This window comes from Arcobacter sp. 15-2, from assembly GCF_047159865.1.
In the GTDB taxonomy this organism is placed as follows: domain Bacteria; phylum Campylobacterota; class Campylobacteria; order Campylobacterales; family Arcobacteraceae; genus JAIOSF01.
The window spans coordinates 673,882-688,952 of sequence record NZ_AP038804.1 but is presented as its reverse complement, the minus strand read 5'-3'; the positions used below and the strand labels follow the sequence as shown (position 1 = coordinate 688,952).

Sequence of the window (15,071 nt, the reverse complement as noted above, 5' to 3'; positions counted from 1 at the left end):
TTCGATAAATTATATCGAAATATTGTTATTTTTACCTTTCTCTTCTTCGTCTTCTTCTTGGTGATTTATTACCTTCTTTCTTTTCTTTTGTTTCTTCTTTTTTTTCAGCTGTATTATTTTTAAACTTATCTCTGGCTCTTCCATCTCTTTCGTGATATGATTTTTGATATCCTCTATTTCTATCTTGTTTTCTATCATCTCTTTTGAAACGATTATTTCTACTGTCATTTCTCTTTATCATAGGCTTTAAAGTTTTGTTTGATTTTAGAGAGTTTTCACAGAAATTATTTATCTCTACTCTTAAAAGTTCTGCTTTTTGTTTATCTGGAAAAAGTTCAGGTAGTTTGTATGCTAGCCATAAATAAAGTGAGATTTTTTTGACTTCATCTTCTGCTTGTAAAAGTTCCAATTGTGTTTTAGCAATCCCTAGTATTTTTGAAGAAAGTTTAATTTTTGTAACTCGATGTGTCAATATAGCATTTACATATTTTTTATACCCATTTAAAATCAAAGGTGAGCGAGTATTTATAGGTGCATTGCTTAGCATATATTTATCTTCTAAACTTAACTCTTTTTTCTGATCGAGCATCATAGATAACTCTAACATACCTTTGAGATTTACAGCTTCAAATGGTCCATCGTATTTCATATGCTTAGAAAAGTATCGTAAAATTTGTGTCAAGTTTTTTGTACCTAAATGCGAGGAGAGTTCTTCTACTTGTATTTGTGTTGCTTTTACTTTTACTGGTGGTTTAATAGTACTCATAGGACTTGTAAACATATTTGCAATATGTGTTAAAACAGTTCCTGAAGTTGCTCCTATGTGACCTATCTCATGTTGTCCATATCTACCTGCACGACCAGCTATTTGGATCACTTCGTTTGGGGTAAGTGGGCGTTTCTCTTTTCCATCAAATTTTCTATCAGCTGTAAAAAGAATGTGTTTAATCGGAAGATTAAGTCCCATAGCAATAGCATCTGTTGCTACTAAAATATCACTTTTCCCTTCTCTAAATCTCTTTGCTTCTTCTCTTCTAACTTCTGGACTGAGGTTTCCATATAAAACTGAAACTTTGTTATATTTGCTGAGTTTTGCTTTGAGTCCTAAAACCTCTTTTCTACTAAAAGCTATAAGAGCGGTTGCTGGTTGTATATCTTTTAGTGTGGTGTGTTTTTCATCTACTTTTAAAGGATTTTTTCTTTTAAACTTTACAACTTCAAGTTCTTCATCTAAATACACTGCAATTTTTTTAATAATATCAAGTGCATTTACACTTCCTGTCATAATTACTTTTTTAGCAGGTGATCCTAAAATAGCATTTACCCATGCCCAACCTCTATCTTCATCATCAAGCATTTGTACTTCATCAATCACACAAACATCTACTTCAAGGTTAAAATTTATCATCTCAATTGTTGAACAAATGTGTCCCGCATCTTCATCAAAAATCTCCTCTTCTCCTGTAATGAGTGAAGCTGGTACATTGTTGTTTTTTAGGGATTCGTAGTTTTCTAATGCAAGAAGTCGTAAAGGTGCTAGATATGTACCTGTATCTGCTTTTGTCATCTCACTCATAGCTTGGTATGTTTTCCCACTATTTGTAGGTCCTACATAAAAATAGAGTTTTCGTTTGAGTTCTCTTGCTAGAGGGTAGAGTGCTTTAATATCACAGTTGAGTAAGTCGCTTAGTTGTTCTTTAAAATTTTTATTTATCATTCGGTATAATAGCATATAAAATATAATAAAAATGTAGGAAAAGTAAATGACTTGTGAATATTTCGGAGTGTGTGGTAGTTGTAATCTTGGAGGGCTAACTTATGATGAGCAATTATCGAAAAAAATTGATATTGAAAAAGATAGATTCAAAAATTTATGGAATAACGATATCGATATCATAAAAAGTAAAGATGGAGCATTTAGAAATAGAGCAGAATTTAGAATATGGAAAACATTTGATGAAAATAATGACTATATTTTGGACTATGCGATGAATGACATCGAAAAACGCCCTTTGATTATAAATCGCTGTAGTATTGTAAGTGATGACATCTCAAAACTTATGCCTGTTTTACTAGAAAGTTTGCAAGATGATTATGACTTAAACTACAAACTTTTTACAATAGAATTTTTAAGTTCAACCACTTCAGATATGTTAGTAACTTTGATATATCATAGAAAACTAGATGAAAATTGGAATATAAAAGCAAAAGAGTTAGAAAAGAAATTTGGTATTAAAATCATTGGACGAAGTAGAAAACAAAAAGTTGTACTTACAAATGATTGTATAGAAGAAACTTTAAATATCAACGGTGATGATTTTAAATTTATGTATAAAGAGGGTGGATTTACTCAACCAAATCAAAATGTGAATATTCAAATGATTGAGTGGGTTTTAAATAATATAAGTGCTTATGATGATTTATGTGAATTGTATTGTGGTGGAGGTAATTTTACTATTCCATTGTCAAAAAAGTTTGATAAAGTTATAGCAACAGAAATTAGTAAAACATCTATAAAATCTGCAAAAGAAAATTGTGCTTTAAATGGTGTAGAAAATATTGACTTTATACGAATGTCAAGTGAAGAGTTTGTAGAAGCTAGAAACAAAGTGAGAGAGTTTACTCGGATGAAAGATGTAAATCTTGATGAGTATAATTTTAGTACAATATTTCTTGATCCTCCTCGTGCTGGACTGGATGTAACTACGACAGCATTATCTCAAGAGTTTGATAATATTATTTATATCTCATGTAACCCTGAAACATTATATCGTGATTTAGAAGAGTTAACAAAAACACACACTATAGAGAAGTTTGCTTTATTTGATCAGTTTGCGTATTCTCATCATATAGAATCAGGTGTGATTTTAAAAAGAAAATAATAATTATTCATAGCGAATTAACTATATATTTAGTACAATATAATCAAATATTGTAATTAAATAATATCTTGCTAAATTGTGGAGTATAAAGATGAAAATAATTGTCGCACTAGAAGAACTCATAAAAGAGAATGAAACTGTTATTAAGTCTATTAAAAAACAATTAGGAAGACATGAATCAGGAGAGAGTAAACTCTCCTATATGGGACTAGCTTCTGCTGAAACAAATTTGGAAAAAGCACAAGAACAATTATCACGAAATAAAGAACGATTAAAAGAATATCTAGCTTTAGATATGGAAGAACTCGTAGAAAAAGAAAAAGTTCGAGATGCCATAGAGCGAAAAAATTATTTAAATTACCAAAAAATTAGAATAAATCGTGATATCACGAAAAAAAATGATGAAAAACTAGAAGCTATGCTTATTCTTGATGAATTAAAAGAGGACTTCCTTATAGAAGATGAGGAGCTTTTTGAGATAGCTTCAAAGTCTATAGATTTGGGGCTTACTTTACATATAGATCTACAAAAAAAGATTATTGAAGTAAAAAATGAATTTGAAAGTGCTCTTAAAAATATTGAGGGTGAAAATATTTCAGATTTAGGGATGTTAAATTTTCGTTGTGTTTTAACTATCGTTCATTTACATGTATTACGAACCAATATTCAAGAAAATATAGAAGAAGATAAACTTCCTCCTTTTAGAGGATTTCCTAAGTTTGAAGATTGGTGGATCAAAGAGTTGTGGTCTAATCATCAAGCTTATTATGGACTTTACAAATGGAAACAAATAATTTCTAAACTTTGTATCACTCACGATCAAAAAAGAGCTTGGGATATTGTCTTTTCAAATTGGATATCTATTAAAAAAATAATTACTGATAAGGCTACATTAGGATATGAGTACAATTATATCTTTGATCAACTTATTCGAAAACATTCAGAACTTGAGGAGGAGTTAGCTACTAGTAGTTTAAAATCGATGTCTGAACTTACAAAAACTATTATTGCAAAAGAGAACTTCTCTTTAGTTCCTAAAGAGCATACTATCATAACAGATTTTGTAAAATTTAAACGAAACAAACTTAACTACAAAGATGTGAAAAAGTTAAACACTAAAGGAAAATAGAATTAAAATATCTCTTTCGCTTTGTGTTTTGCTTCTTGTTGGGAAAGTAAAGATTGCAGTTCAATAATTTTTGATTGGAATTTTTCTTTTTCGTTTAAATAATTTTCTTGTTTTCTCATCACTTCAAGTTTTTTTGCTTTATCATCTATATCAATTTTTTCTTGCTTTTTTTTCAGTTTTACTATCTCTTGTTCATAATGAGTTATTTGACTATTTAAGTAACTCACTTTTTGTTTCTCTTTTGCAAGTGTTGCGAGTATCACTTTTGTATCGGTACTGCTGATACTTGAAGCTTTGATATTTTCAATCTCTTTTTCTAACTCTTTTGTTATTTTGAGGAGTTCTGATTCTTTTGTTCTTTGCAAAATCATATTTTTTCGTACTCTTTGCATAGTTTGTTGCTTTTCCAGTTCATCTTCTGTTTGATCAATACAGATATAAATATACTCTTCTATCTCTTCTGAATATTCGTTTTTAGAAATAATAATTGTAGAATTTAAGTAAAATGTACCACCAGATTTTGAAATACATTTTAATTTGGTTTTAAATAAATCATTATTGTCTATTAAACTCAAAGTATCTTGAAATGTTTTTATAGAAGAGGTTTCTTTATTGAGTATCGTATCAAGATGCATTGAAAGAAGTTCCTCTTGTGTATATTCAGAAATTTCACACATCAAGTCATTGACCTCAATAATATTTCCACTTGTATCAACTTTGAAAATTGATGCTATATTATCAATAATTGATATATATTTTGTAATCTGCGCAGATTTTTCTAAAATAACATTTTTATTGTGCTCAATCATACAGAATTTTGAAATATTATCTAAAAGTTCTGTTGTATTGATTGGTTTGAGTGCATAGTAAGATATCTTTAAATGTATCGCTTCCATCAAGTCTTTGGCTTTGGCATGAGCAGTTGTAAAAATAATAGGAATATCAGCATCTAATGCTCTTATTTCTTGAGCTAATTCTATACCGTTTTTTATAGGCATATTAATATCACTAACAACAACATCTATTTTCGTTCGTTGTTCTTGTGTTAAAGATTTAAATTGATTGAGTCCCTCTTCTCCATCTTTACAGATAATTATATTGAGAAAAACTTTCTCAAGAAGGTTGGATAAAGATGAACGAACAGTGTCATCATCTTCCACATAAAGTACGGTTAGGGTTTTTAAAAATTCTTTATTAAACATATGTTATTATATTGAAAATTTACTAAAAAAAGAGTTTGAAAATTTAAACTTTTAAAACACTTAATTTAAGCCTTATATAAGCTTTATTAACCTATTATTCCGAACTTATTTTTAAGAAAGGATATATTTCATATGAAATTTACACAAAGTATACATCAAGTAGATGTTAAAAAAGACTGGATTGTAATTGACGCTACTGATAGAATTTTTGGTAGACTAATTACAGAAGTTGCTACAATATTAAGAGGGAAAAATAAACCTTCTTTTACACCAAATGTTGATTGTGGAGACAATGTAGTTATTATCAATGCAGGTAAAGTTAAATTTACAGGTGCTAAATTAGCAGATAAAAACTACTTTACACACTCAGGACACTTTGGTTCTACAAAGACTCATAAAATGTCTGATATGTTAGAAAATAACCCAGAAAAGTTATTTAAACTAGCTACTAGAGGTATGTTACCAAAAACAAAATTAGGTGCAAAAATACTTAAAAACTTAAAAGTTTATGATGGTGCAGATCACCCTCATACTGCACAGGTACAAGGATAATAAATGGCAAAAGTATACGCAACAGGAAGAAGAAAATCAGCAATAGCTAAAGTATGGTTAGAAGTTGGTACAGGTGAAATCACAGTTAATGGTGTAGCATTAAATGTATGGCTTGGTGGTCACGAAGCTCTTAAAAAAAGAGTTAGACAACCACTAGAAGTTTCTAAACAATTAGAATCTGTAAATATCGTAGCTAAAACATTAGGTGGTGGATATTCTGCACAAGCTGATGCTTTAAGACATGGTATTTCAAGAGCTTTAGTTGCTTATGATGAGCAATTTAGAGCAATCATCAAACCTCATGGTTTACTTACTAGAGACGCGAGAGTTGTTGAAAGAAAGAAGCCAGGGAAAAGAAAAGCGAGAAGATCTCCTCAGTTCTCAAAGAGATAATCGGTATTTTTACCAATTTTCTTCAAAAGCCAAAAAGATTTTTCTTTTTGGCTTTTTTTATGTATAATCTCTTATGAAATTTATAATAGTACTCTGCTTGTTTATCACAGCGATGATATCTTCAACATTAAATCTAAGCCTCTCTTCAAATCCTAGTAGAATAAATCCTATTTTATCAACTGATAGTGTAAGTAGTGAAATAGGTTCATGGTTATTTAATGGTTTATTTAAGTATGATAAAGATGGTAAGGTGGTAGTCGATTTAGCTTCCTCATATAAGTTTATCGATGATGTAACTCTTGAAATAAAATTGAAAAAAAATGTAAAATGGCATGATGGAAAATCCTTTTCAGCTCATGATGTTTTGTTTACATACAATGTGATTCACAATCCTAAAATATATACACCATTAACTTCTAGTTATAAAAAAGTTTTATCTCTTACTGTAAAAGATAAATATACAATTATTATCAAATATAAAGAACCTTTTTTTAAAGCTTTAGAGATTTGGATGGTGGGAATTATTCCTAAACATATTTTTGAAAATGAAAAAGATATTATGACAAGTGTTTACAATAAAAGACCAATTGGTACAGGTCCTTATAAACTCAAAGAACTAAAAATATCACAAGATATAACTTTAGAACTCAATACTGATTATTTTTCAAAAATACCAAAAATAGAAAAGATACATTATAAATTTGTATCTGATCCTACAACTTCGTATTATATGCTCAAACAAAAACAATTAGATATGGGAACATTAACTCCTATTCAAGTTGATAGACAGCTAGATGAAGAGTTTGATAAAGAATTTAATATTTATGAAAAACAAAGTTTTGGTTATGGGTATTTAGGTTTTAATTTAAAAAATAAAAAGTTTGAAAAAAAAGCAATTCGTGAAGCGATAAGTTTAGCTATAAATAGACAAGAGATTATTGATATTTTATTTTTTGGACATGGGAAAATATGTCATGGACCATTTTTACCAGGTACTTTTGCCTTTAACCCAAATACAATTACCCCCTTACAAAATATAGATAAATCAAAAGCATTACTGCGAACTCTAGGATATAACAAAAATAATCCGTTTGAATTTGAAGTTATAACTAACGCAAACAATCCTACAAGAATCAACTTAGCACAAATAATTCAGTATCAACTTGCAAAAGTAGGTATCAAAATGAAAATTAGAGTTATGGAGTGGCAAGCTTTTTTAAATACTGTTATACATCCTAGAAAATTTGAAAGCATCATTATGGGGTGGTCATTGGCTTTGATGCCTGATGCACGATCAATTTGGCATAGTAGCAGTGATACTAATGGTGGATTTAATTTTGTTGGCTATTCAAATAAAAAAGTTGATAGATTAATAGAAGAGGGTGAAATCACTGTAAATAGAGAAAAACTAGGGATGATATATAAAAATATATTTGATGAAATAGCAAGTGATTTGCCCTATCTTTTTCTTTATGTGCCAAATAGCATAACCTCAATAAATAAAGATATAAAAAATGTTACACCTGCATTAATAGGTATAATGCACAACCAAGAAGAATGGATAAAAATAAAGGAATAAAATGGAAAATAATAGTGATATAGTGATATTATTTGATTTAGATGGTACACTTATTGATAGTACAGAGGCGATAGTTGGCTGTTTTTATCATTCATTTAAAGAGTTGAATTTTGATTTTCAAGGGAATGATGAAGATATTAAAAATGAGATTGGTTATCCATTGGATGTGATGTATGAAACTTTGGGAGTTCCAAAAGAAAATGTATGGGACTTTGTAGATTCATACAAAAATGAATACAGAAAAGTATCAGAAGAAAAAACAACTTTATTGCCAGAGGCATACGAAGCAGTAAAATTAGCATCTTCTTTTGCAAGGCTTGGAATAGTTACAACAAAAACTACTTTATATACAATACCTTTGTTAAAAAACTTTAAAATATTTGATTTTTTTGAAACGATAATTGGAAGACAAGAAGTAACAAATCCTAAACCACACCCAGAACCTATCTTTAAAGCGATGGAAAATTTAAATATCACAAGTGATGATACTATTTATATGATTGGTGATACCAAACTTGATCTTATTGCTGCAAAAGAAGCAGGAGTTCAAGGGATAGGTGTTTTATGTGGATATGGTAAGAAAGAAGAATTATCTAATTATACTACTAAAATTTATGCAGATGCGTTAGAAGCTATCCAAGAAATTAAAATACACATAAAGAGATAGTAAGCTCTAAATAGAAAATGAGATGAAAAGGATTATCATTATGGAAATATCATCGACACTAAGTACACAATATACTACACAAAACAATGTCTCAAAAAAGAAAGACATAAATAAAACTTTTGAGATTCCAAAGGAAAAACCAACACCTGAAAAAGAAGAAAAAGTTTTTGAGAGTAAATTTTTAAATTATCTAGGTAAAGATGCACTTGCAGGCTTTTCAGAAGAGAAACAAAAACTTTACGAAACTATTTTATCTGATGATAAAATTACGATGGATGAGATAAAAGATTTAGATTATAACGATACAAAAACATTTTTGGATTTTGTGTACAAGAGAAAAATAAGTGATTATGATGAAAAGAATATGCCTATGGTACATAAAGAAAGTCGGGTAGGTCATATATATTCTGCATCAAATTACACTAGTGATGAAGTATTCAATGAAGCATTTGCGGCGACTCTAAGAGACCCTAATTTAAGTGAAGAAGATAGAGATACTTTATGGACAGAAATGCAAATGAACTTTACCCAAATGCTTGGAAATGAAAAAATGCAAGTATCTAGAATAGCTGGTGCTACATCTGATATATCTTTAATCTTAGGAGAAGAAAGACCAAAAATGAAAGGTCAAGTATTTTTTGAAAAAGTTTTTACTATGTTAAGCAATTATATAGATAAGCCTGATATACACCCTGACCTAAAAGAATATTCTATAAAGCTACAAACTCTTTATAAAAGTATAGAAGATAACTATAAAGAAATAGAAGAGAGAAATAAAAATACTACAGTAAATAATAACAATCCATATTTTAATATGGAATATAGAGAAAGATAAAAAAATACTTTTTTAAAATTCAAGAGATAATACATCTCTTAAATTTTCTATTTAGTTAATTTTCATTGTTCTAAGTACATTAAAAGAGTCACTATAAACAGTAAGCTTACCTTTTATATTGACATCATTAATCCCAGTTACTTTACTTGCTTTTTTATAAGCGATAAAGTATTTGTATCTAGTACCATTTACAATATTTCCACTAGGACTGAGGATGGTACTTTGTTCTACAAGTACAGTTGACATTGCTTTATCAAAAGTTATAAATGATGGTTGACGACCGGGTATACCATATACATCATAATATATATAAATACCATAGTAATATTCTCCATCTGACATCATTTTTGGAATAGTTGCAAACCATTCATAATGAGTTTCAGTTTTATCTCTAAGATCTTCATAAACATCATCATGATAGTTTCCATTATGTCTAAGTGTTTTTTCTATTTTGGAAATTTCCCAGCAGTAATCACCTGGTGCTGTACCTCCTGTGGCTTCCCACTTTGCACAAGCGGCATTTACTGTACTTAAAAATAGTCCTAAACTAATAACAATAAACAATAGTCTTTTCATATTAATTTCTCCTTTTGTATGAAAGTTAGATTATTTTACCCCCCCCCTAACTTAATCTATGCTAATATATTAAAAAGGATTATCATTATGGAAATATCATCGACACTAAGTACACAATATACTTCACAAAACAATGTCCAAAAAAAGACAGAAGCAAATGAAACTTTTGAGATTCCAAAGGAAGAAGTAATACCTGAAAAAGAAGAAAAAGTTTTTGAGAGTAAATTTTTAAATTATCTAGGTAAAGATGCACTTGCAGGCTTTTCAGAAGAGAAACAAAAATTATATGAGACTATTTTATCTGATGATAAAATTACTATGGATGAGATAAAAGACTTAAACTTTAAAGAAACAAAGGAATTCTTAAATTTTGTTTTTGATAGAAAATTCACAGATGAAGATAACAAGCACATTCCTGCGTCATTAATTATAGGACAAGCACTTAGTATACATTCCGCCTCAAATTATACTAGTGATGAAGTGTTTAATGAAGCGTATGCTACGACTCTGAGAGACCCTAATTTAAGTGAAGAAGACAGAGATACTTTACGGACAGAAATGCAAATGAACTTTACCCAAATGCTTGGAAATGAAAAAATGCAAGTATCTAGAATAGCTGGTGCAAGATCAGATGTTTCTTTAATCTTAGGAGAAGAAAGACCAAAAATGAATGGTCAAGTATTTTTTGAAAAAGTTTTTACTATGTTAAACAATTATATAGATAAGCCTGATATACACCCTGACCTAAAAGAATATTCTATAAAGCTACAAACTCTTTATAAAAGTATAGAAGATAACTATAAAGAAATAGAAGAGAGAAATAAAAATACTACAGTAAATAATAACAATCCATATTTTAATATGGAATATAGAGAATACTAAAAAGAATATTTATGTACATCGCATTTTTAGAAAAAGATAGTTATCGAAAAGTTTTTCTCTTCCTTTTACTCATAGTTACTGTTATCGTCTCCATTATTTCTTCAAAAGAAGAACCCGTACAAGATAATATAGTAATCGAAATAGTTAAACATGTAAAACCAGAAAAGATAAATCATGAAAGAGAATATGAAGAGATAATATATACAGATCCAGTTATAGAAACTAAGCCAATATCACAAAACGATGTTATGCCTGATGAACAAATAATCGAAGAAGATATTAAAACGGAAAGTCAAAAAACAATTGTAATATTTAACACTTATGATGAAACAATAAATTACAATATTCAGCTCACTACAAATGAAATTATCAATAATGAAAATGATTATGTCAAATATCTACCAATTTTTGGTAAAATAAAAGATGACACTAACACTACAAATTTTAGTATATCTGTGGATCAAAACTATATAAATAGTTCTGCTATTTTAAATATACAAGTTACACATTCTAAAACTCAAAAAAAGTATCTATGTGATGGTTCTTTGTTTCAGTCAATATCTCCTAAATTTTAAGGTTAAATCAAAGTCATTATAATCACAACTAGGATAAAATTCTAGTATGAATTATTATGAAAAAGAATTAAAAATTATAAAAAAATCAAATAGATTCCGAAAACGGAAATTATTTGATAAAGAACTCATTGATTTAGCATCAAATGATTATTTAGGTTTCAGTACAAAAAAATCACTTTTAAAAAAAACATACAAAAAACTCAAAAAAGAGCAGTGTTTTTCACCAAAAGCTTCGATGCTTGTCAATGGATATTCTAGAGTACATCAAGAATTTGAGTCTACACTTTGTAAACTCAATAGATTTGAAAGCGGAATTGTTGTGGGAAGTGGCTTTTTGGCTAATATATCTTTAATAGAGAGTTTAATACGAAAAAGAGATATATTATTTATCGATGAACAGTATCACGCAAGTGGTATGTTAGCTACAAAATTAGTTCAAGGTGAAGTTATAATTTTTAAACACAATGATACAGAAGATTTAAAAAGGAAGATAAGCGCATTATCGTATATCCCAAATAGAATTATTATAGCTATAGAGGGTGTGTACTCAATGGCTGGAGATATTGCACCAAAAGAGTTCAATGATATTGCTACTAAAAACAATGCAATACTTTTAGTAGATGAAGCACATAGTTCAGGAGTGATAGGGAAAAACCTCTTAGGTTGGTTTGATTATCATGATATAGTACCACAACAAAATCATATAAAAATGGGAACACTAGGTAAAGCCTATGCAAGTTATGGGGCTTATATTTTGGCTTCTGATAGTATCATCTCTTTTTTAGAAAATAGGGCAAAACCTATTATTTATGGTACTGCACCATCATTGTTTGATATCGCTTTAGCTTTAACAAATTTAAAGTATTTGCAAAAAAATAAAAAAAAGATTAGAAAAAAAATACAAGGAAATCAAAATATAGTAAAAAAATATTTACACATTGATCCAAAATCGTTAATCGTTCCTATTGAAATAGCAGATAACATAAAAGTGATGCAGATCCAAGAAAATCTCATATCCAAAGGCTATTTAGTTGGGGCTATTCGTCAACCAACAGTACAAAAAGCAATTATTCGATTGATTATAAAGTTAGATATAAAAAAGAAAGATTTAAAAGAAGTGTTAAGATACCTAAAAGTTTAGGTATCTTGTTATTTATTCTACTTCTTTTCTTGGCTGTGGCAAGATAAGATTTAGAAAAATCCCCATAATAGCACCAAGACCAATACCAGAAAAAGATACTGCTCCAAAGTTAAAAGTCATACCACCAATTGCAAATACTAAAATAACAGATACTATTACCATATTTCTAGTACAAGAAAGATCAACTTTTTCTTTGATAAGTGTAGACATACCAACTGAAGCGATGATTCCAAATAGTAGTAACATAATTCCACCCATAACAGGCACTGGAATAGTAGATAAAAAGCCACCGATTTTACCTACAAATGCTAATATGATTGCAAAAATTGCAGCCCATGTCATGATAGCAGGATTGAAAGCTTTTGTAATAGACACAGCGCCTGTTACTTCAGAGTAAGTAGTATTTGGAGGTCCACCTAAAAATGAAGCAATAGAAGTAGCTATTCCATCACCTAAAAGAGTATTTTTCAGCCCTGGCTTTTTAAGATAATCTTTTTTTGTTACATTAGAAATAGCTAACATATCTCCTATATGTTCAATAGCAGGAGCAATTGCTATAGGTAAAATAAATATAATAGCTTCCCAATGGAAAACAGGAGCTACAAAGTCAGGAATAGCAAACCAAGCTGCTTTTTCCATACTAGTAAAATCAACAACACCAAAAAATAATGCAACACTATATCCACCAACAATACCAAATAAAATAGGGATAAGTTTAAAAATACCTTTGCCTAGTAGTGAAGTAAATACCGTTATAGTTAAAGCAATCATTGAGATAATGAGAGCTTGATCTAATGGTACCAATTGAACTGCACCATCGCCAGTTTTACCCATAGCCATATTAACAGCAACTGGTGCTAAAATCAAACCTATAGATATAATTACAGGTCCTACTACAACAGCAGGAAGTAGTCTATGCAAAAAATCAGTTCCTTTTACTCGAATAATAAAACTCAAAATGATATAAAATAAACCAGCTGCAACAAGTCCAGACATTGTTGCAGCAACTCCCCATTGTGTTACTCCATATGAGATAGGTGCAATAAAAGCAAAAGAAGATGCTAAAAAAATAGGGGGAATTGCTTCTTTATTTATAATCTGAAAAGCAAGTGTCCCAACTCCAGCTGTAAATAATGCAACACTAGGATTGAGTCCTGTTAAAATAGGCACCAATACAAGTGCTCCAAATGCTACAAATAAAAATTGTAAGCCTACGATAGAATCTTTAATTCTAAAATTATATTGTGTTTTATCCATTTTTAACCTTTTGCATATAGTACCAAAGCTATGTAAAAAACTTGGTAAATTGTGGTACAATACAAAAAAATTTTAGGACAAAATAATATGTATAAAGAAAGTACAAATGTAGTAGTAAAACATTTAATCAACAGACTAAGAGATGTTCATACATCATCAAATGAATTTAGACTTACCATAGAAGAGATATCAAGAATCATGGTTTCTGAAGCACTGTGTAATTTCCCAACAGTTACACAAACAGTAAAAACATGGCAAGGTTCTCTTGATGTTCAAATGCTTGAGGTTCAAAAATTAGTTTTAGTACCTATTTTAAGAGCAGGGGAACCAATGCTTACAGGAATCCTTAGAACTCTTCCTTATGCAAAGAGTGGATTTTTAGCGATGAAAAGAGATGAAGAAACAGCAGAATCAAAACTTTTCTATGAAAATATTCCAAATATCGAAGATAAAACAGTATTTTTACTTGACCCTATGATCGCTACTGGTGGATCATTAATTGATGGGATTGATTATTTAAAAGGAAAAGGTGCTAAAAGAATTATCTCTTTAAACCTTGTAGCTGCTCCTGAGGGAATTAAAAATGTACAAGAAGCACATCCCGATGTAGATATTTTTGTTGCACAAGTTGATGAGAGATTAGATGAAAATAATTATATTAGACCAGGTCTTGGTGACGCTGGTGATAGAGCATTTAATACAAACGATTAATTTCGTTTGTATCTCGATTTTTAAATATACTCTATTCTATCTGGTATTCCTGCTAGTTTAAAACCATTAAGTCTTAGTCTACAACTATCACAAACTCCACAAGCTTTATCTTCATTTGCATAACAACTCCATGTATGTTCTAAAGGAACATATAGTTCTATTGCTTTTGTCACGATTTGAGCTTTTGACATATGTACCAAAGGTGTGATGATTTCGAGTTTTGTTTCCTCTTTTGTTCCCTGATTCATAGCAGAAGACATCTTATCTATAAAAGTATCTGAACAGTCTGGATATCCACTACTATCTTCTTGTACTACACCTATATATAAAGCTTCAGCTCCATGTTTTTCTGCAATTGCGGTTGCGATACTTAAAAAGATTCCATTTCTAAATGGCACATATGTTACAGGTACACCTTCTTCAACTCCACCAATGGGGATATCGATACTTTTATCTGTTAATGCTGATGCTCCTATTTGAGTAAAAAATGGGATATTTATCTCGTATTTTTCTTCAACATTTAGTTCTCTTGATATGTTTCTAAATGCTTCTAACTCTTTGTGTTCTGTTCTTTGCCCATAATTAAAATGAACTGCTATGATTTCATAGCCACTATTTTTTGCAATGTATGAAGATAGAGTTGAATCCATCCCACCACTTAATATACATACTGCTTTTTTCATATATATT

The 15,071-nt window shown here is 29.6% G+C and carries 16 protein-coding genes; 11 read left to right on the top strand and 5 right to left on the bottom strand.

The window, feature by feature from the left end; translation table 11 throughout:
* Positions 1-31: 31 nt before the first annotated feature.
* Entirely contained in the window at positions 32-1,717 is a 1,686-nt protein-coding gene (locus tag ACMCMH_RS03760; RefSeq protein ID WP_412727239.1) for a helicase-related protein, read from the bottom strand.
* Positions 1,718-1,763: 46 nt separating this feature from the next.
* Between ACMCMH_RS03760 and trmA the strand changes: the two genes are divergently transcribed.
* The gene (trmA, locus tag ACMCMH_RS03755) at positions 1,764-2,882 is read left to right on the top strand and encodes a tRNA (uridine(54)-C5)-methyltransferase TrmA (RefSeq protein ID WP_412727237.1); all 1,119 of its coding nucleotides are present in this window, start codon (positions 1,764-1,766) and stop codon (positions 2,880-2,882) included.
* A gap of 91 nt (positions 2,883-2,973) precedes the next feature.
* Positions 2,974-4,011, top strand: coding sequence for a hypothetical protein (locus tag ACMCMH_RS03750; protein ID WP_412727235.1), 1,038 nt, complete (start codon positions 2,974-2,976; stop codon positions 4,009-4,011).
* A gap of 2 nt (positions 4,012-4,013) precedes the next feature.
* Here the strand turns inward: ACMCMH_RS03750 and ACMCMH_RS03745 are convergent, their stop codons facing one another.
* A complete protein-coding gene (locus ACMCMH_RS03745) occupies positions 4,014-5,213 on the bottom strand; it encodes a response regulator (protein ID WP_412727233.1) in 1,200 nt (399 codons plus the stop codon).
* Positions 5,214-5,345: 132 nt separating this feature from the next.
* On the opposite strand from ACMCMH_RS03745, the gene rplM reads away from it, so the two are divergent.
* The 5 genes from rplM (at position 5,346) to ACMCMH_RS03720 (ending at position 9,239) form a co-directional block, all read left to right on the top strand.
* The gene (rplM, locus tag ACMCMH_RS03740; protein WP_412727231.1) at positions 5,346-5,765 is read left to right on the top strand and encodes a 50S ribosomal protein L13; all 420 of its coding nucleotides are present in this window, start codon (positions 5,346-5,348) and stop codon (positions 5,763-5,765) included.
* 3 nt (positions 5,766-5,768) lie between these two features.
* Positions 5,769-6,158, top strand: coding sequence for a 30S ribosomal protein S9 (gene rpsI, locus ACMCMH_RS03735; RefSeq protein ID WP_412727229.1), 390 nt, complete (start codon positions 5,769-5,771; stop codon positions 6,156-6,158).
* A gap of 73 nt (positions 6,159-6,231) precedes the next feature.
* Positions 6,232-7,737: a peptide-binding protein gene (locus ACMCMH_RS03730; protein WP_412727227.1), complete on the top strand. Its 1,506-nt coding sequence runs from the start codon at positions 6,232-6,234 to the stop codon at positions 7,735-7,737.
* Between the two features lies 1 nt (position 7,738).
* Positions 7,739-8,404 carry an HAD family hydrolase gene (locus tag ACMCMH_RS03725; RefSeq protein WP_412727225.1) on the top strand — a complete coding sequence of 222 codons (666 nt, stop codon included), beginning with the start codon at positions 7,739-7,741 and terminating at the stop codon, positions 8,402-8,404.
* 40 nt (positions 8,405-8,444) lie between these two features.
* Positions 8,445-9,239 (top strand): hypothetical protein, encoded by a 795-nt coding sequence (locus ACMCMH_RS03720; RefSeq protein ID WP_412727223.1) that lies wholly within the window; start codon positions 8,445-8,447, stop codon positions 9,237-9,239.
* 51 nt (positions 9,240-9,290) lie between these two features.
* Here the strand turns inward: ACMCMH_RS03720 and ACMCMH_RS03715 are convergent, their stop codons facing one another.
* Complete coding sequence (locus tag ACMCMH_RS03715) at positions 9,291-9,815, bottom strand: hypothetical protein (protein ID WP_412727221.1); 525 nt, start codon at positions 9,813-9,815, stop codon at positions 9,291-9,293.
* Between the two features lie 87 nt (positions 9,816-9,902).
* On the opposite strand from ACMCMH_RS03715, the gene ACMCMH_RS03710 reads away from it, so the two are divergent.
* The 3 genes from ACMCMH_RS03710 to ACMCMH_RS03700 are packed head-to-tail and all read left to right on the top strand — an operon-like array spanning position 9,903 to position 12,413.
* Positions 9,903-10,697: a hypothetical protein gene (locus ACMCMH_RS03710; protein WP_412727219.1), complete on the top strand. Its 795-nt coding sequence runs from the start codon at positions 9,903-9,905 to the stop codon at positions 10,695-10,697.
* A gap of 11 nt (positions 10,698-10,708) precedes the next feature.
* A complete protein-coding gene (locus ACMCMH_RS03705) occupies positions 10,709-11,272 on the top strand; it encodes a hypothetical protein (RefSeq protein WP_412727217.1) in 564 nt (187 codons plus the stop codon).
* A gap of 46 nt (positions 11,273-11,318) precedes the next feature.
* Positions 11,319-12,413 carry an aminotransferase class I/II-fold pyridoxal phosphate-dependent enzyme gene (locus ACMCMH_RS03700; protein WP_412727215.1) on the top strand — a complete coding sequence of 365 codons (1,095 nt, stop codon included), beginning with the start codon at positions 11,319-11,321 and terminating at the stop codon, positions 12,411-12,413.
* 12 nt (positions 12,414-12,425) lie between these two features.
* Here the strand turns inward: ACMCMH_RS03700 and ACMCMH_RS03695 are convergent, their stop codons facing one another.
* The gene (locus ACMCMH_RS03695; protein WP_412727213.1) at positions 12,426-13,670 is read right to left on the bottom strand and encodes a uracil-xanthine permease family protein; all 1,245 of its coding nucleotides are present in this window, start codon (positions 13,668-13,670) and stop codon (positions 12,426-12,428) included.
* Between the two features lie 87 nt (positions 13,671-13,757).
* Here ACMCMH_RS03695 and upp point away from each other — a divergent pair, with 87 nt between their 5' ends.
* On the top strand, positions 13,758-14,381 hold the full coding sequence (upp, locus tag ACMCMH_RS03690) for a uracil phosphoribosyltransferase (protein WP_412727211.1): 624 nt from the start codon (positions 13,758-13,760) through the stop codon (positions 14,379-14,381).
* A 20-nt stretch (positions 14,382-14,401) separates the two neighbouring features.
* Here upp and queC read toward each other — a convergent pair whose 3' ends face one another.
* Positions 14,402-15,064: a 7-cyano-7-deazaguanine synthase QueC gene (gene queC, locus ACMCMH_RS03685; RefSeq protein WP_412727209.1), complete on the bottom strand. Its 663-nt coding sequence runs from the start codon at positions 15,062-15,064 to the stop codon at positions 14,402-14,404.
* Positions 15,065-15,071 lie beyond the last annotated feature (7 nt).